Below are 16854 nucleotides of genomic sequence, written 5' to 3' on the forward strand. Positions count from 1 at the left end.
TGAACGTTACAGAAACAGTAGTTGCCTGCTCAGTGACTGAGAATATATGTCCGAATAGTAGAACGACATTCTCTTTTTATTCATACCGGCTTCATCCAATCCCTACAGATTCGGCCAAAACAGCGTCGTTTCGTGAATAAATATTCAATACTTTTTGTCAAGAGATAAAAAAGAGCCCCACCGAAGTGGGGCTCTAAAACTCAGTTACTGAGGGCGTTTGCCATGGTTGGCAGGCTTGAACCTGCGATCCTTACGCTTGCGTCCACGCTTGCTCATGGGACACACTCCTTCCGGGTCGATAACCAAACCAGTTTCGCACATGCAACCCCGGAAAACCAAGCCAACCGGCTAGTAAGACTCCAAAATAGTAATAGACATCCCATTTTGGCCATCCGAAGCTGCAATGGTTCGAACGATTCTGCCGCGAAGACGTGCCGGCGCGCTCTCTCGGCACTGCCGAGCCATCAAAGCTCGCAGTTCCCGCTCCCCCTCAGCGTGGGCTGCACAATGCGGGCACCCACTTATGTGCGCCGCTAACCTGTGGATCTGGGACGGAGACAGAGTCTCGTCTACAAACTCGTATAGATCGGCCATTACCTCGTCGCAGCGACAATCATCGCTACCACATCCGCAGCTCATGATTCCTCCCCTTCTGCTACGTAATTCGCAAGAGCCTTGCGCAACCTGGATCGCCCTCTGTGCAATCGAGACATCACCGTTCCAGTGGGCGTGTCCATAATCTGCGCGATTTCTTTGTACGAGAAACCTTCCACATCCGCCAAAAAAACCGCGATCCTATAGTCCTCTGGCAGTTCCATCAAAGCCTCTCGAACCGTACCCTCTGGAAGTGCGGCAAGAGCTTCGACCTCGGCGGATAACAACCCCACAGAATCGTGACTAGCGGCCTTTGCAAGTTGCCAATCCTGCAACTCGCCAGCATCTGCGGTAGGTGGCCGGCGCTGTTCCTTGCGATATTTATTTATATAGGTGTTCCGCAGGATACGGAACAACCACGCTCGCAAGTTTGTTCCTGGCTTGTACTGGTCGAAAGCCGCGTACGCCTTGACCATGGCATCCTGCACTAGGTCCTCGGCGTCTGCCGGGTTCCTAGTGAAGCGCAATGCGCCGCGATACAGTTCATCCAGGTGAGGCAGAGCATCCTGTTCGAAACGCTGCCGGCGCTCGGCGACGGATTCTGCCGGCGCCCTCTTGGTTGTTTGTGTCATCACCTTTCAGCCTATCGCAGCACTCAGAACTAGTCTTTGCGAACTAACTAACTGAACACGAAGCCGCCCTGTTTTATTCCCGGACCAGATTTTATTTTTCCAATAGCTAGCGAAAAGCACCCAGGTGCGGTACCAATTGTTTTATGAGCATTTTACGCACTCTCGCCCGCACTATGATCGCCTCTCTTTTCGTCTCTGACGGCATCGACGCCGTTATCCACTCCGAAGAACACGTAGCGCGTTTTCGGTCTGTCTCTCCGAAACTAGAGAAGTGGGGACTTCCCCCAGTACTGGACTCTGACGCGCGCATGGTTACCCGTGTTGCCGGCGGAGTCACCACCGCTGCCGGGCTAGGTCTGATCTTCGGCATCAAGCCCCGTACTTGCGCGGCTGTGCTTGCCCTGTTGAACCTTCCGATCACCGCAGTGAATTATCCCGTCTTGTTTGCTGAGTCCGACAAGCGGAAGCAGAACCTGTCCATGGCGGTTACTCGGCTAGGCTTGACCGGCGGACTCCTACTGGCGGCTTACGATCGCGAAGGGGATCCGTCGCTAGGCTGGCGCTACCGGAACTACAAAGCATTGCGCGAAGCCGAAGCGGATGCAGCTATGGAACAAATCGAACAGATCGGGGATTAATGGCGCAGTGGTGGGAGGCCCCCTTAGCCCAAGGGCCGGTTTCTGGAGTAGTACGGATTCCCGGTTCTAAGTCTTTGACCGCCCGCCATCTAGTGTTGGCTGCCCTTTCGGACCAGCCCACTACCATCCGCGGTGCTCTCCGCTCGCGGGACACCACCTTGATGGTCGCCGCTCTTAAGCAGTTAGGCGTGGCCGTCTCCTGCCAAGGCGACGTTTGGACCGTACGTGGGGGCACCCTGCGTTCGAGCGGACAAATTGATTGTGGCCTCGCTGGAACCGTTATGCGCTTCGTGCTTCCTCTAGCGGCCATGGCGCAGGGTGACTGCATATTGGATGGGGACGAGGGCGCCCGAGTCCGTCCTATGGCAGGGCTGGTACAGGCTTTGCGGCGGATGGGAGCTCGGATCGATTCTCTCGGTGAAAGCGACCACCTCCCACTTGCTGTACACGGCAGCGCGCTTGAAGGGCCAGTCCGTGTCGATTCGAGTTCCACTAGCCAATTTCTTTCCGCACTGTTGCTCGCCAGTGCTGCCATGCCAAATCCACTGCGGGTTGAAGTAATGGGAAAGCTCCCCTCATTGCCGCATATTCGGATGACTATGCAGACACTAAGGGCCCATGCGGTACCGTGCGTGCAAGATGGTAACGCCTTCGTCGCTGGCGGCGTTCGCCCTGCAGGGGGAACCGTAACTATTGAACCGGATCTTTCCAACGCCGGCCCGTTCTTAGCCGCGGCCGCACTTACTGGCGGCACCGTTTCGATCCCCGATTGGCCCGCAGCTACTACACAGGTAGGAGCCCACTGGAAGAGCATCCTGACCGATTTTGGCGCTAGTGTCAGCCAGGAAGCAAACCGACTTACAGTGGAAGGAAAATCCCTTCGCGGGATCACCCGTGACATGTCTGCCGAGGGCGAGCTGGTGCCTACTGTCGTGGCGCTCGCACTCTTTGCAGAAGGCCCCACTCACCTGTATGGAATCGGGCATCTGCGCGGTCACGAAACAGACCGTCTTGCCGCCCTCGCCTGTGAAGGATGCAAGCTGGGAGCCCAGATCGAGGAAGGCCCTGATTTCCTAACTATTACTCCGGGCACTCCAAGACCGGCAAGAATCAATACTTATGAAGATCACCGAATGGCTACTTTTGCTGCGATTGCGGGGCTAAGGACTGCGGTCAAGGTAGAAAATATTGCCACTACCGCAAAGACACTGCCTGATTTTGCCCGGATGTGGAGGGGACTAAATGGGTTGGCGTGATATTGGCACGGACGATCCCAGGGTGAAGGTACGCCCCGCGCGTTCATCTAGACCTAGGTCCAAGAAACGGCCAGATTATTCAAAAGCCGAGATCGCTTCGGTAGTTGCCGTAGATAGAGGGCGTTTCACCCTTTCTTTAAAGAACAATCTCCTTCACGCGGTAAAGGCCCGCGAACTTGGACGACGCGCTGTAATCGTAGGCGATAGGGTGCGCGTTGTTGGAGACTTGTCCGGATCGAAAGGATCCCTAGCTCGCATCGTCGTCGTCGAGGAACGGAGCACCGTGTTGATGCGCTCTACTGAAGACGACGCAAGTAAAGGCACCGAGAAACCTATGGTTGCCAACGCAACTCAAATGGCAATCGTAACTGCCCTGGCAGATCCGCCTCCGCGCACGGGCATGATTGACAGGTGCCTTGTGGCAGCGGTTTCGGCGGGCATAAAACCCCTCCTAGTGCTTACAAAAGCCGATCTAGCCCAGCCCGAAGAGGCGCTCACTTTCTACAAGAATCTGGATATTGGTTTTGTCTCTACCTCGGTAACTGAAAATGGCATTGTGGGACTAGCAGAACTGGAGGCACAGCTAAAAGACAACTTGACAGTTCTGGTAGGCCACTCTGGGGTGGGCAAGTCAACACTGATCAATGCCCTTATTCCGCAGGCAGATCGGGCAACCGGCCATGTCAATGCCGTGACCGGCCGAGGGCGACATACTTCCACTTCAGCGGTTGCCTTACCGTTGAAGGACGATTCTGGATGGGTAGTCGATACCCCCGGGGTCCGTTCCTTTGGATTAGCGCATGTTGAACCTGACGAATTGTTAGCTGGCTTCACTGACCTTGCCGAAGTCGCGCAGGAGTACTGTCCGCGTGGGTGTTCCCACGGTGCGGATGCACCTGATTGCGCACTGGATGCGAAACAGGTCTCGCGTGAACGAGTCGCCTCGTTCCGTCGCCTGCTGGCTTCTAGGGAAGCGGGGCTGGAATCTTGGGAGCGGTCCTAAGGTCTGTCCTCATTAGTCGGAGGCGGGGCATAACCTTAGTGGTATGAAGTTCATCCACACTTCCGACTGGCATCTGGGACGCACATTGCACGGGGCAGACATGGTGCCGGCCCAGCGGCTCTTTATAGATTCCTTGGTGGATCTTGCCAAAGAACACCGGGTAGATGCGGTGCTAATTAGCGGCGACGTATATGACCGGGCACTGCCGTCAGCAGGGGCGGTAGAACTGTTAGAAGATGCCCTGCACCGGCTTACCAAGTTCACCCGAGTAATCTACTGTCCCGGCAACCATGACTCCGCCAAGCGGCTGGGATTCGGAGCAGAATTCTTTAGGGACGAACTAGTAGTGGTATCGCGGCTGTCCCAGGTCGGAAAAGCGGTGCCGGTAGCAGACGGAGTCGTCTATCCTCTCCCCTATCTAGAACCAATAGCTGCCAGTCATTTCTTTGGTACTGCCACAACTCATCAGGATGTGATGAGCGCGGCTATGCAACTCGTTTCCCAGGATTTGCAGCAACGACGCCAGAAAGACCCGTCTCTACCTGCCGTTGTAATGGCCCATGCTTTCGTTTTAGGGGGCATAAGTTCCGATTCAGAAAGAGACATCTCTATCGGAGGCGTGGAAGCAGTATCTGCTGACCTATTTGAAAAAATGTCATATGTGGCTTTGGGACATTTGCATCGCTATCAGCATCTCCAAGGGCCAGTTCCTATCTACTACTCGGGTTCGCCCGTGCCGTATTCATTTTCCGAGGCTGGTACTGCAAAGTGCGCTCTACTCGTTGCCTGCCAAGATGGCAATACGACAGTTACCAGGCTACCTATCCCACAGGTACGCCCCATAGCCACTATCACAGGCACTTTAGAAGAGCTTCTTTCGCCCGCTTTTGCCTCTTATCAAGATGCGTGGGTGGCGGCACAAGTCACCGATGTTTCGCGGCCCCCCAATCTTCATCGGCAGTTACTGGAGCGTTTTCCACATTTGCTGACTGTCCAGTTTGTAGGTGCGCAGCGGCGTCCGTCTCTACCTACAACCACGGTGGTCCAGCAGGATCCGGTACAGGTGACCATTGATTTTGCCCAGCAGGTCGGCAGGAAAGAACTTACGCAGAAGGGCAAGCAAATTGTCGAGCAGATCTGGTACCAGGTAAGGAAGGGCGACGAGCATGCGGCTTCTTAGACTATCTTTTTCCGGGATTGGTCCTTTCCCCGGGCGCCAAGACATAGATTTTGAAGAATTTGAGCCCGAGGGAATCATGCTTATTACAGGCCCTACCGGAGGCGGTAAGACGACTATTCTAGATGCCGTAGTGTTCGCTCTATACGGCCGTCTTTCCAGCCAAAATGCTGATCCCGCCCGAATGCGCTCTACTTTATGTGCTCCCACTGAAGAAACCTGGGTTGAACTAGATTTTGAAGTGTCTTCTGGGCAGTACAGAGTCCGCCGCTCGCCCGCATACGAAAGGCCCAAGAAGCGGGGCGATGGCTTTACCTTGCATCGCACTACCGCGCATCTGATTCGCATTGACGATCCGGCGAATCCGCTTGCGACCCGCCCTGTAGATGTTGGCCCGGCTATCTTAGAACTGGTAGGCCTCACAGGGGAACAGTTCTGTCAGACCGTGATTCTGCCTCAGGGAAAATTCGATACGTTCCTCAGGGCGAAGTCTGACGATCGCAAGAAAGTGCTCGAATCTATCTTCCGCACCCAAGACTACGCTCGTTTCGAGGACGCATTACGCGAGAGCGCGAAGGATGCACAGGCAGTCGCAAAGGATGCTTCTGCCGCCCTCAATAGTGCGTGGTCAGAGTATTTGGACCAAATACAGGAAAAGGGAATAGAGCTTAGCGAGAGGTCACCTCACGCTGCCCGAGCCGCCGTTGCGCAGGCAATGGATGCCTCGGTAGAGACCGCTAAAAGCGGCCTTGCCAAAGCCAAAGATCAAGAGCAAAAGGCCGCCGCTGCATTAACCCACGGGGAGCAGGTAATTGAGGCCAAAGCACAATTCTCTCTGCTAAAGCAAACTCTGCATACGCTGGAGCAAGAAGCCTCGCTCAGAGAGCGCCAGCAGCTCACTCTCGATGCTGCTGCTCGCTCTAAAGAGGTACTGGGCAAAAACTCAATACATGAGCACGATCTGGCTGCTAAGGAAGACGCTGAGCAAGCCGTGACCGAAGCTGAAGAAATCTTGACTCAGGCCGTAGCGGAGGTTTCGTTTTATCGCGGTGACTTGCGGGAAAAGGCTGGCCAGTACGCAGCAGAACTAGTGCCACTAGTAGGCGTAGAAGCAGACCTGAAAAATAGACAAGAAGAACTACACACGCTCCAAGATAAAGCTGCGGCGGCAAGCAAAGGGGGCCAGGAATGCTCTGCCAAGGCTGCAAAGGCGCACCAGGTAGTCGAGCACGTGAAGCTACAGGTCTTGGCTTCCCAGAATGCATCCAAGGCAATGCAGGAGCACGGCGAAAAACTAGAAAAGCTACAGGCCCAGCATCAGGCACACGAGGAATGGAAAGAGGCTGCAAAAGCCCTATCAGATGCCGCTGAGCAGAAAATTGCCGCGGCACGTGCCTGGGACACGGCCAAATCCAAGGAGGCACACCTAGTTACGCAGCGGCTGCAGGGGCTTGCGTCTCAGGTAGCCTCCCACTTGCAAGATGGGGTTCCCTGCCCCGCCTGCGGTTCTTTGTCGCACCCGCATCCTGCTGAGGAGGGCGCCCAAACTGTGTCCCTGGATCGCCTAAGCGAGGCATACAAAGAAACTGCTAGAGCCGAAGAGCTATTCAACGCTGCAAAGAGTAGGCACGAACAAGCCTTAGAACGCACTACTAAAGCTCAAGCGGAAATATCAATCGCGCAGGAGGTACTTGCGCCCCAGCTGCAGTTGGAACGAACGCTCTTCGAGCAGGCCGAACGGCAAGCAAATAAACTGGAAGGCTATCAGAACAAGCTCCAAGAAGAACAGAATAAGAAGGCGCAATACGACACCGAAGTTGCCCTCAATAAACAGGCTTTGCAGGAACTACAGCAAAGGATCCACTCTCTTACAGAGTCAATCAGTAAGCTAAAAGGTCAAATAGCGCCGCTTACCCAAAACGGAATCACTGTTCGGCAATTGCACGACAAACTGGTGCAGATTCACACTTTAGGTGACCGCCAACTACTCAACATCAAGCATCTGGAGCATGCAAAGGTAGCTGCCGAGACATCCGGCGAGGAGCTAATCCGGTCGCTGAAGAAAAACAACTTTCCTACCGTCGAGGACGCGCAGAAGGCGGCTTTGGACAAAGAGGCAGAATCTGGTCTTCGCAGCCAAATTGCCGATTGGAAAGCACAAAAACAATCTTGTTCGCAGCGTCTTTCTGAGCCCAAGTTAGTTGCACTGGCAGCAGAGAACAGTCCCGATACCGTAGCCCTGCAAAATGCTAAAGACTCTGCCACTGCCACGGCTGACGCGCAAAACCAGCAGCTCGGAAAGCTGCTAGCTGAGCGGGACCAACTGCTTCGAGCAGTAGAGCGAATTAGCTCAGCTACCGACCATTTGGATAGCCTAACTGCCGAGCACAAAGATCTACTTTGGCTTTTCGAACTGGTCAACGCTGGCCCAGCAAACCAAGATTCAATTCCGCTTTCTACCTGGGTACTACTCGAGCGATTGAACCAGATTCTTGCCGTTGCGAATCCACATCTGCAGGCCATGTCCGCGGGTAGGTATGAGCTCGTGCGCACCGATTCTGACGGGGGACGTTCTGTAAATCAAGCTCTCTCACTAGCCGTTAGGGACCATTACTCGGATACAGAACGCAAAACCTCATCGCTATCTGGCGGGGAAATGTTCTACTGTTCGCTCGCCCTCTCGCTAGCACTAGCTGAGGTAGTTAGCTATGAGGCAGGGGGAATAGTAATCCAAACGATGCTTATCGACGAGGGATTTGGAAGCCTAGATCCCCAAAAACTGGACTCTGTGATGGATCAGCTCCGTGTCAGTAGTGCTGGCAGATTAGTTGGCATCATCTCTCACGTCCGCGAGTTAGCAAACCAGGTGGGCCCGAAAGTGCAGGTAATTGCCTCAGAGCAGGGATCCCGGTTGAAACTTAATCTGCCAACTCGGCGATAAGATTTTGCCGTTCTACTATGTCGTACCATTCCAGTGCTTCGGCGCCAGCCTCTTCCCACTTGCCAGCGGCGACTAGCGCACGTCCTTCAGTGCCGTCTACATGGATTGACACGACATCCTCCCAGGAAAGGCTTGCGGGCTGCACCATGCCGTGGCCCACTTCGGTAGCCTCGCAATCTGCCGCAGCAACAATGCGCATGTCAGCCCCGAGTTCCTTACAAAGTCCAGCTGCAACCATCATGGATATGAATTCGTAATCCTCGATGTCAAAGCCTTCTTCGTGGTATTTTCGCTGAAATTCTTCCGTGGCAGCAACAGCGTTACGCGATGGCAGTTCCAGGTCGGCTAGTTCGGTCCTCAGCAAGGGAAGATATATACGCATGGCCCTATTTTCGCATGTCCTTACGGGATCTGTAACTTCGCTCCCCCGTTATACGGTCGACCAGCTTCGAAATAGCTACAGCCTCGTATGGTCTAGCCTCCAGTAATGCCTGAGCAATCCCCTCCGCATCAAAGTCAATCCCTACGATCTTGGCATGGGCAAAACGTGCAACCACATCCCCCACGTGTCTCTCGCGCATTCCTGGGATTACGCCCGTACCAGTCACAGCTACAGTGTCCGGCTTGCGCCCTCGATCTGCCTCGTCTCCATATGCTGCGAGTAGCCGCCGAATAGCAATTGGGTCAGCACGTCCGACAAGCACTTGGTGATCACAGTTATTTAGGATGGCTTCCAGAACGTCGTCACGGGCAGGCCCAAAAACAGTACCGGACTCATCTGGATCGGTTCTTGCAGCAGTATCCACAACAACCCATTCGAACATGGTCGCAGCTACCTCAAGGATTCTGCTGATGGTGCCTCCGGGCACCTCCTGCCACCTATGCGCTCTGTTTAGCCCAGTTAGTACCTTGAAGCCAGCCGATTCCTCGACGATTAGGTCCAATTCCATCTGGTCTAAGGCTCCCCGATCAGCCAATCTTGCCGCTGCTGCAATGCCAGCTCCAAAATCGTCCAGCCCCAATGTCATTGCCACAGACGGGGCAGTAATATCGGCATCGATCAGCAGCACGGAATGACGCTGCGCCAATGCGCCAGCGATTCCCGCAGCTAAGGTGGTACGCCCCGGAGATCCTATCGGGGACGTGATTACTACTATCTTTCCGAGAGGCGTCTCCTCACCGGATTCCTGCTTATCGCTTTCGGTCGAGGGCGTAGCGAGGGAGGTACTTGCAGCCTTGGAAATGACCGCGGCAACCCTGTTTAAGATTGCCGTCTTATCTGGGGGAACGACACGCGCAGGACCAAATTCTTCAATAGCAGAGGAGACAACCAGCGTGTGCATGCCGGCCTCTTCTAGGCGTTCTACAGTCGAGATTGTAAGTCCGTCTACTTCCCCCGAGATGATCGCTACAGAACCGAGTCCAGCTTCAGCCGCTGCAAGTAGCTCCGTAAGATCGGCGCATCTACGTTGAACGGCTATGTCCCGACCGGCAGAGATCGACCGGACAAGATCAACTTCTAACTCGCCTTCAAGGCATAGCAAGACCCCGATCATCGGTGTTTCGCCACCGCTACTATCTTGGATCCTTTCCCCTGTGCGGCTAGCACTCTGGAAACGGATTCTCCCGGCACCCTAACTTCGAGTTTTACCCCGTCACTGAACGCCCTCTCGTCCTCTTTAGAAGAGACGAGTCCGGCCACGCACATAAGTTGCGGTTCTTGGGATTGTCCCGAGTCGGAATTTGCCACCTCCCACAGTTCTATCTGGTCACCGGCCTTGACGGATGCGGGAAGAGAAGACGCGGCGGTGACCATCATTGGCCTGGAGGTAACAGCGTCAGCATTAGCAACAGCTGCTTTTGGAATAATCTCCCCTTTTCCTACCGGCCTCGCCAGCGGTCGATTCTCTTTTAGTTCTGAAGCCGCTAGGTAGATATCGCCCTTCCCTGCAAAACCATCAGCGACAATAGTATTTGCCTCACTCAGGACCGTGCCGGCGGCCAAGTCACTTCTTGCCTGCAACATTGCAGGACCGGATGCAGAGCGATCTAGAATGAACCAACCCGCTAGGGCCGACCCGATTATCAGAATAATTCCCGCTAGGAGTCGGGGATCGCGAAGCCTCATTGCATTAGCCATCTTGTCTCCAGTTGCCGTTTTTTGCCTTTCCTATTTTGCCCGGGTTTTTCCCGATGCGAAAGCGGAAAAGTCACTTCCGTAGCAACCCAAACAATACATTATCTATAGACATAAAACATACTAAATGGGCATAATAGGCAACATGGAACCTAGATTTTACACAATCTCTGACGTGGCCGATTTACTTGCCCTTTCAGAGCAAGGGGTCCGTGCCATGATCAAATCGGGCGAACTTCCAGCCATCCAAGTTGGCGGACGCAAGCAGTGGAGGATAGAGAAGTCTGTCCTCGAAGACTACATTCAGAATGCATACGCAGCCTCAGCGGAAAAAGCTAAAAACCTCTAACACACTCGCACGCTCTCAATAACGGCCAGCCGCACAGCACATCTCCTGTCTAGCTCTAGATAGTCGGCCCCAACCCCGGACAGTCGACCTCGCCACTGCTGCCCCGCTACAGAGGTCACCAGCACCACACGCCCCGATCTTGCAATTTCACGCATAACCATGCCGATTTTCTGCCTAGACTGCAACAAAGATTCAACGGTTCCAGCACGCCCCGGAGCACCCATCGCCGCTATTGCAGCCAACGCAACAACCGTCCGATTCCCTGCCTGATCTACAACCTGCGCCCAGGCAGAATTCACCTCTACCGCCAGCCCAGCAATCCGCGCCCCGGAAAATAGTTCCAGATCAACACGCCTACCTTGCTGCTCGCGTATCAGATCAGCCAAGTTAATGCTGAGACGAGCAGCCTCGGCTAATTCGTGCGCCTCCGCTTCACGCTCTACCGCCCACTGCCCTTCAAAAGCAGCTTCCAGAGAATCTAAAAAATCCATATCTAAATATTACTGTTGACAGAGTCGCACCCGCACGCTTAACGTTAAGTATCAAACATGCTCAAACATAGTCGTTAGGCATTCAATGCGAAGCATAAACAATATCGGCGCCGGTATCGCAACGTTGGCGGCACCAAGTAGTTGCGCCTACTGCTCTGGCATGGCGATCGACTCTGCACACCAAATATTCGTGCAAGAATTGCCATCAGCCCAGCTCTCGGCGTTAGTGGCCTGCATACTAGCCACAATCGGAGCCCTACTATCGCTGTGGTATCTAGCCGGCGGGCTGGCACTTTTGGTTGCCCAGTTTGCCCCGGCAAGAGTTGCCGAGACAATTCGCAGCAAAGTTCTACAATACGGTCCGCCCCTGTTGCGAAAAGCAGCTGGAATCTCGATCTCAGCATCCACGGCAATTGGCTTCTTTTCCGCCCCCGCAGCCCTCGCAACTACTGCTTCGCCTGCTACCGAAGGAAGTCCCGTAGTTGCGACCTCCCTCGTTGATCTGGGGCCAGGAGCTCCCTCACTGGATCTAACTGCCGGAGCGCCACCCCAAAACCTCTCCTATTACACCGTGCAAGCCGGTGATTCTCTGTGGAGCATATCGCAAGAGCACGCCACCTCAGTCAATGCCCTTTACGACCGAAACAAGACCGTTATCGGACCAAATCCGAACCTAATTCAACCAGGACAAAACCTGGCTATTCCAAAGGAAGACAAATGAGCGCACCACTAAGCCAATCCCCAAAGATGATAAAGCTTGCTCCCAAGCGACCAATGACTCCACCCCCAACCCGCACCCAGATTCCGGTACTACGGCCTGGGTGTGCCGCCCGGAGCAAGCTTAGACCTAATCAAGGTCTGCCCACACCAAAGATGCCACACCCAAGACCATGGGCGGCGAACATCGCTAAAACCGTAATCGAACTACTCACCGGTTTTCGCCCTACTTCCCCACTGTCTCAGTGGCTATTGCCCGAAATACATGGGGCGTTACTCAATCGGGTAGAGATGGCGCGAAGGCTGAATAAGCATGCCGCTCCCGCTAAATCCGCCAGAGTTGTTAGCGCACATGTGAAGGCAGTGCAGGCAATAAAAGGCGGCGGCCTCCAGGCTGTAGAGGCCGCCGTCGTAGTATTCGATGGAAAGAAGTCCAGGGCCGTAGCACTGCGCCTTGAACCGCTACACGGTAGGTGGGTTACTACGGCACTAGAAATTGGCTAGCTGCGATTTTTCTTCTTCGCGGCACGCCTCTCTGAACGGTTCATGGGCTTTCCTTCTGCCTGCCCCGCAGATGCGCCTTCCTCTTCCTCGCTCGAGGGAGAATCGGATGGCCCGGAGTAGGCAATATTGGTCGGCTCCTCACTTGCTCCGACAGTACCCATCACATTTCCGGAGTTGTCGGCCTGCTGGGCTTCAAGCTGTTCACGAACAGCCTTGAACTGGTGAGCAAAACCGAATACCGAAGAGACGGTGTCCTGACGAATACGCCCCATCATCTCGGTAAACATCTGCGCGCCCTCGGAAGAATATTCCACCAGGGGATCACGCTGGCCCATTGCGCGCAGGCCGATGCCTTCCTTCAGGTAATCCATCTCGTAGAGGTGTTCCCTCCACAACCTGTCGACTGTCCCTAATAGGACCCGGCGCTCCAGCTCGTTCATGGGAGCATCGCCCAATTGCGAAATTGCAACCGGATTATTATCTACTTCTTCAACCGCGGTTGCGTAGGCGTCAGTAATGTCATCCAACAGAGCTTCCGTGACATCGTCAGACGATAGGGCGACCCTGCCACCTACTTCTTCTTCTAGATCTTCGATCTTCAAGCTGATTGGGTAAATCGAACGAAGTTCAGTCCAGAGCTTCTCCAGCTCCCAATCTTCGGGGCTTCCCTCCGCAGTTACGGCCGCGACCGATTCGCGAATTACCTGCTCAATAAAGCCCGGGACCTGCTCCCCCATGTCAACTTTGTCGTTTAGTACCTGCCGCCGCTGATCGTAAATCAGCTCACGCTGACCGGTCATAACATCGTCATACTTCAGCACGTTCTTACGAATCTCGGCATGCTGTGCCTCGACCTGGCTCTGGGCGGACTCGATCGTACGCGACACCAAGCGCCCTTCCAGCGGCAGATCCTCCGGATACGAGTCTGATGCCATGATCCTCTGCGCCAGACCGGTTGCAAACTTCAACATGAGCGGATCTTGCATAGACAGGTAGAAACGGGATTCGCCCGGGTCACCCTGACGGCCAGACCTACCACGAAGCTGGTTATCGATACGACGCGAGTCGTGCCGTTCCGTACCGAGGACGTATAGTCCGCCCAGCTCCTTTACTTCGTCATGCTCGGCCTTCACAGCGGCTTCGGCCTTTGGAAGCGCCTCCTCGTAGGCCTTCCGGTAGGCATCGAGATCTTCTTCAGGATCGAAACCGGCTGCACGCACTTCTTGCTCGGCAATGCGCTCAGGATTGCCACCGAGCATAATGTCGGTACCACGACCAGCCATGTTCGTAGCGACAGTCACTGCGCCTTTTCGACCGGCATCGAAAACGATTTCTGCTTCGCGCTTGTGCTGCTTAGCATTCAGCACAGTGTGCGGCACTCCAACTTCCTTTAGAAGTGCAGAAAGCTCCTCGGACTTCGCCACGTCGGTAGTGCCAACCAGTACCGGTTGTCCCTTTTCGTGACGCTCCGCGATATCTTTTACAATCGCCCGCAGCTTGCCAGCGCGGGTTGGGTAGACCAGGTCAGCCTTATCTTGGCGGATCATCGGCTTGTTAGTTGGGATCGGCACTACCCCGATCTTGTAAGTATTTGCGAACTCGGCAGCCTCAGTTTCGGCAGTACCCGTCATGCCAGCGAGTACCTCGTATAGGCGGAAGTAGTTCTGCAGTGTAATCGTCGCCAAAGTCTGGTTTTCGGCCTTTACTTCAACACCTTCCTTGGCTTCGATAGCCTGGTGGATACCCTCGTTGTAGCGGCGTCCTTCCATCGTACGACCGGTATGTTCGTCAACGATGATTACTTCCCCACCCGAGACGATGTAGTCGCGGTCGCGTTTGAAGAGCTCCTTAGCCTTAATAGCATTGTTCAGGAAGCCGATCAGCGGCGTATGCGCAGCTTCGTAGAGATTATCAATACCGAGCATATCCTCAATCGCTTCAATGCCCGCTTCGGTTACCCCAACGGTGCGCTTCTTCTCGTCTACCTCGTAGTCCCTACCGCGCTCTAGCAGGCGGACCATCTGCGAGAACTTCGAGTACCACTGATCCGCTTCGCCCTCAGCAGGACCTGAAATGATTAGTGGCGTACGAGCCTCGTCGATCAAAATGGAGTCAACCTCGTCGACAATGACGAAGTAGTGATCACGCTGTACCAAGGATTCGACTGACTGAGCCATGTTGTCACGTAGGTAGTCGAAACCGAACTCGTTGTTCGTACCGTAAGTAATGTCGGCGTTGTACTGCTTTCGGCGCTCATCAGGGCTCTGGTTCGCAACGATGCAGCCAACAGTGAGCCCTAGGAACCGATACACGCGGCCCATCAGCTCACTCTGGTAGGAAGCCAAGTAATCGTTCACAGTAATTACGTGAACGCCCTTACCTGCCAGTGCCCTAAGGTAGGAGGGCATGGTCGCAACCAGCGTCTTGCCTTCACCGGTCTTCATTTCGGCAATGTTGCCTTCATGAAGAGCGATACCGCCCATGATCTGTACCTTGTACGGGCGCAATTTCAATACGCGGTCAGCGGCTTCACGCACAGTCGCGAATGCGTCCACCAGTAGCTCATCGAGTGTCGCGCCGTCCTCCAGGAGCGCCTTAAACTCGGCGGTCTTGCCCTGCAACTCTTGGTCGGTTAGGGCCTTGTACTCGTCTTCCTTCGCAAGTACTTCCCCTGCCAGCTTTTCTAAGCGGCGTAGCGTTCGGCCTTCGCCAATACGCAGAATCCTGTCGAGAATCGACACGTGAGCTCCTTCAGTTGATCGCACACAACATGCCTAGTCTAACGGCCAAAGCATACGGCGTTACAACTGGAGTCCGTCACATTTACCGATAGGTGAAAAGATGGCCCGGTCCTCACCACTGAGAACCGGGCCAATACACTTAGCAGATTACTGTTCGACCTTCGCGTCTAGCCTGAGAACGCCATAGGTCCATCCGTGCCGCCTGTAAACCACACACGGCTGAGATGTCTCGGTATCTACAAACAGATAGAACGGGTGTCCCACAAGCTCCATCTGGTACAGGGCCTCAGATACGGTCATTCGATCTGGCTCATGTAGTTTTTGTCGAACGATCACTGGGGAGTCGCCAAGTTGCTCTTCGCGCTCCTCGCCAGCCTTCATATCGGCGACAGACTTGGTCTCCTCGTGTACCGCCTTGGGGGCATCTTCAACAGCCAGTTCAAACTTCAGCGCCTCAATATCTAAGGGCTTTTCAGTTTCCTGATGAGTTACTCCCTTGCGATGGTCTTTCGCCCGATCCCTAGCTCTGCGCAGACGCTCGTACAGCTTCCCTGCCGCAATATCTACGGCAGCGTAGCGGTCAGACGAGGATGCCTCCGCCCTAATAACCGGCCCCTTGCCGTGAACGGTAAGTTCAATACGCTCGGCAGTGTCTGCCTGACGCGGATTACGTTCGTGGTTTAGTTCAACGTTCACGCGCTGGGCGCGGGGATAGAACTGGGTTACTTTCGATACCTTCTCTTCTACGTATTCGCGGAAGTTAGGGTGAATCTCGGCATTTCTAGCATTGACGATAATATCCATTGTGTCCTCCGGGGCACTCCGTTGGCCGAAGCCAGTTTGTGGGTACCAACCGCACCAACTGCGGCGGTCTTGTGTGTAGCTACCACCCCTCCCCTTGGAAGTTCAGGCTCATGCCTGATTTCCTTTAACTTTACCGTCTATTCACGTATTGCACATCACATATGCGGGCTCGTATCTTCTATTTGGACAGGTGGCTTAGCAGCGGCTATTACCACGGCTCCGACTACCTGTCCCCCATGTTCTTCAACGGCTCTTGCACAAGCCTTCAAAGTTGCGCCAGTCGTTGCTACATCGTCCACTAACAGCACCTTTGAGCCTACCTTCCCTACGCACTTCACTCCCTCTTTCAAGCGCTCAGTTCTGCCTTTGCCTGATCTGCCTGCTTGGTGAGCACGTAGCGGTAGATATAACACATCTTGAATCTTCACTTGCTGGCCTTGCTTTGCCAGATACGCAGCTATTCCTAATGCAAGAGGACGACCGATCTTGTTTCCGAAGAGTCGACGCTTCCAGGATGGCGGCGCCGGAACGATAGCAAGGTCGTCGGCCTTGCTTAGAAATGGCGCCTTTGCCAAGGCATGCCCGAGGCGAAGTAAATAGGGGTAGGGATCTACCCGCTGGTCATGTTTGAGAGCAAGCACAAGATTGCGCAGGGCCCCCTCATACCAGTCGAGACACCATACGTTAGAGAGGTATACCCGCAAATATGCAGACACGTCGAATGGAGATTCATCAAAGATGCCGCTGCATTCTTGGCAAAGTGGCGTATCCCAGGCGCCACAACCCATGCATTGGACAGGTACAACGAGGTCGAGTAGAGCTCCCATGGCAGTAATTGTTTCGAGGATCTGAAAACGAATCACCCGCAAA

18 protein-coding genes are annotated in these 16854 nt (G+C 54.5%); 8 read left to right on the top strand and 10 right to left on the bottom strand.

Features of this window, described 5'->3' with window-relative positions; genetic code table 11:
- Positions 1-204 precede the first annotated feature (204 nt).
- The 3 genes from QP400_RS10520 to QP400_RS00565 all read right to left on the bottom strand — a co-directional run bounded on the left by QP400_RS10520 (position 205) and on the right by QP400_RS00565 (position 1226).
- A complete protein-coding gene (locus QP400_RS10520; RefSeq protein WP_391592316.1) occupies positions 205-276 on the bottom strand; it encodes a 50S ribosomal protein bL37 in 72 nt (23 codons plus the stop codon).
- 72 nt (positions 277-348) lie between these two features.
- Positions 349-639, bottom strand: a complete 291-nt coding sequence (gene rsrA, locus QP400_RS00560; RefSeq protein ID WP_285462433.1) for a mycothiol system anti-sigma-R factor — start codon at positions 637-639, stop codon at positions 349-351.
- Positions 636-1226 carry a sigma-70 family RNA polymerase sigma factor gene (locus QP400_RS00565; RefSeq protein WP_004806062.1) on the bottom strand — a complete coding sequence of 197 codons (591 nt, stop codon included), beginning with the start codon at positions 1224-1226 and terminating at the stop codon, positions 636-638. The genes rsrA and QP400_RS00565 overlap by 4 nt, the downstream gene beginning before the upstream one ends.
- Positions 1227-1369: 143 nt before the next feature.
- Between QP400_RS00565 and QP400_RS00570 the strand changes: the two genes are divergently transcribed.
- From QP400_RS00570 to QP400_RS00590, 5 genes are read left to right on the top strand one after another with little or no spacing between them, the layout of a single operon-like run.
- Positions 1370-1864, top strand: coding sequence for a DoxX family protein (locus QP400_RS00570; RefSeq protein ID WP_004806061.1), 495 nt, complete (start codon positions 1370-1372; stop codon positions 1862-1864).
- A complete protein-coding gene (gene aroA / locus QP400_RS00575) occupies positions 1864-3120 on the top strand; it encodes a 3-phosphoshikimate 1-carboxyvinyltransferase (protein ID WP_004806060.1) in 1257 nt (418 codons plus the stop codon). The genes QP400_RS00570 and aroA overlap by 1 nt, the downstream gene beginning before the upstream one ends.
- Positions 3107-4123 carry a ribosome small subunit-dependent GTPase A gene (gene rsgA / locus QP400_RS00580; protein WP_004806058.1) on the top strand — a complete coding sequence of 339 codons (1017 nt, stop codon included), beginning with the start codon at positions 3107-3109 and terminating at the stop codon, positions 4121-4123. The genes aroA and rsgA overlap by 14 nt, the downstream gene beginning before the upstream one ends.
- A gap of 43 nt (positions 4124-4166) precedes the next feature.
- On the top strand, positions 4167-5303 hold the full coding sequence (locus tag QP400_RS00585; protein WP_004806056.1) for an exonuclease SbcCD subunit D: 1137 nt from the start codon (positions 4167-4169) through the stop codon (positions 5301-5303).
- A complete protein-coding gene (locus QP400_RS00590) occupies positions 5290-8241 on the top strand; it encodes an AAA family ATPase (RefSeq protein ID WP_004806055.1) in 2952 nt (983 codons plus the stop codon). The genes QP400_RS00585 and QP400_RS00590 overlap by 14 nt, the downstream gene beginning before the upstream one ends.
- On the opposite strand, the gene QP400_RS00595 is transcribed toward QP400_RS00590, so the two are convergent.
- The 3 genes from QP400_RS00595 to QP400_RS00605 are packed head-to-tail and all read right to left on the bottom strand — an operon-like array spanning position 8219 to position 10369.
- Entirely contained in the window at positions 8219-8623 is a 405-nt protein-coding gene (locus tag QP400_RS00595; RefSeq protein WP_004806052.1) for a DUF6912 family protein, read from the bottom strand. The genes QP400_RS00590 and QP400_RS00595 overlap by 23 nt on opposite strands.
- 4 nt (positions 8624-8627) lie before the next feature.
- Complete coding sequence (locus QP400_RS00600; protein WP_004806051.1) at positions 8628-9797, bottom strand: CpaE/TadZ family protein; 1170 nt, start codon at positions 9795-9797, stop codon at positions 8628-8630.
- A complete protein-coding gene (locus tag QP400_RS00605; protein WP_141740527.1) occupies positions 9794-10369 on the bottom strand; it encodes a hypothetical protein in 576 nt (191 codons plus the stop codon). Before QP400_RS00605 ends, QP400_RS00600 begins: the two co-directional genes overlap by 4 nt.
- A 154-nt stretch (positions 10370-10523) precedes the next feature.
- Between QP400_RS00605 and QP400_RS00610 the strand changes: the two genes are divergently transcribed.
- Positions 10524-10727, top strand: a complete 204-nt coding sequence (locus QP400_RS00610) for a helix-turn-helix domain-containing protein (RefSeq protein ID WP_040314892.1) — start codon at positions 10524-10526, stop codon at positions 10725-10727.
- Here the strand turns inward: QP400_RS00610 and QP400_RS00615 are convergent.
- Positions 10724-11218: a hypothetical protein gene (locus QP400_RS00615; RefSeq protein WP_004806045.1), complete on the bottom strand. Its 495-nt coding sequence runs from the start codon at positions 11216-11218 to the stop codon at positions 10724-10726. The two genes, QP400_RS00610 and QP400_RS00615, sit on opposite strands and share 4 nt — an antisense overlap.
- A gap of 85 nt (positions 11219-11303) precedes the next feature.
- Here QP400_RS00615 and QP400_RS00620 point away from each other — a divergent pair, with 85 nt between their 5' ends.
- Both QP400_RS00620 and QP400_RS00625 read left to right on the top strand, forming a co-directional pair.
- On the top strand, positions 11304-11939 hold the full coding sequence (locus QP400_RS00620; RefSeq protein ID WP_004806042.1) for a LysM peptidoglycan-binding domain-containing protein: 636 nt from the start codon (positions 11304-11306) through the stop codon (positions 11937-11939).
- Positions 11936-12439 carry an Rv3235 family protein gene (locus QP400_RS00625; protein WP_004806041.1) on the top strand — a complete coding sequence of 168 codons (504 nt, stop codon included), beginning with the start codon at positions 11936-11938 and terminating at the stop codon, positions 12437-12439. The genes QP400_RS00620 and QP400_RS00625 overlap by 4 nt, the downstream gene beginning before the upstream one ends.
- On the opposite strand, the gene secA is transcribed toward QP400_RS00625, so the two are convergent.
- From secA to QP400_RS00640, 3 genes are all read right to left on the bottom strand, one after another.
- On the bottom strand, positions 12436-15180 hold the full coding sequence (gene secA, locus QP400_RS00630; protein WP_004806038.1) for a preprotein translocase subunit SecA: 2745 nt from the start codon (positions 15178-15180) through the stop codon (positions 12436-12438). The genes QP400_RS00625 and secA overlap by 4 nt on opposite strands.
- A gap of 147 nt (positions 15181-15327) precedes the next feature.
- Positions 15328-15984 carry a ribosome hibernation-promoting factor, HPF/YfiA family gene (hpf, locus tag QP400_RS00635; RefSeq protein ID WP_004806037.1) on the bottom strand — a complete coding sequence of 219 codons (657 nt, stop codon included), beginning with the start codon at positions 15982-15984 and terminating at the stop codon, positions 15328-15330.
- A gap of 155 nt (positions 15985-16139) precedes the next feature.
- On the bottom strand, positions 16140-16811 hold the full coding sequence (locus tag QP400_RS00640) for a ComF family protein (RefSeq protein WP_141740528.1): 672 nt from the start codon (positions 16809-16811) through the stop codon (positions 16140-16142).
- Positions 16812-16854 lie beyond the last annotated feature (43 nt).

It is taken from the genome of Winkia sp. UMB3158 (genome assembly GCF_030217145.1).
GTDB lineage: Bacteria > Actinomycetota > Actinomycetes > Actinomycetales > Actinomycetaceae > Winkia > Winkia anitrata.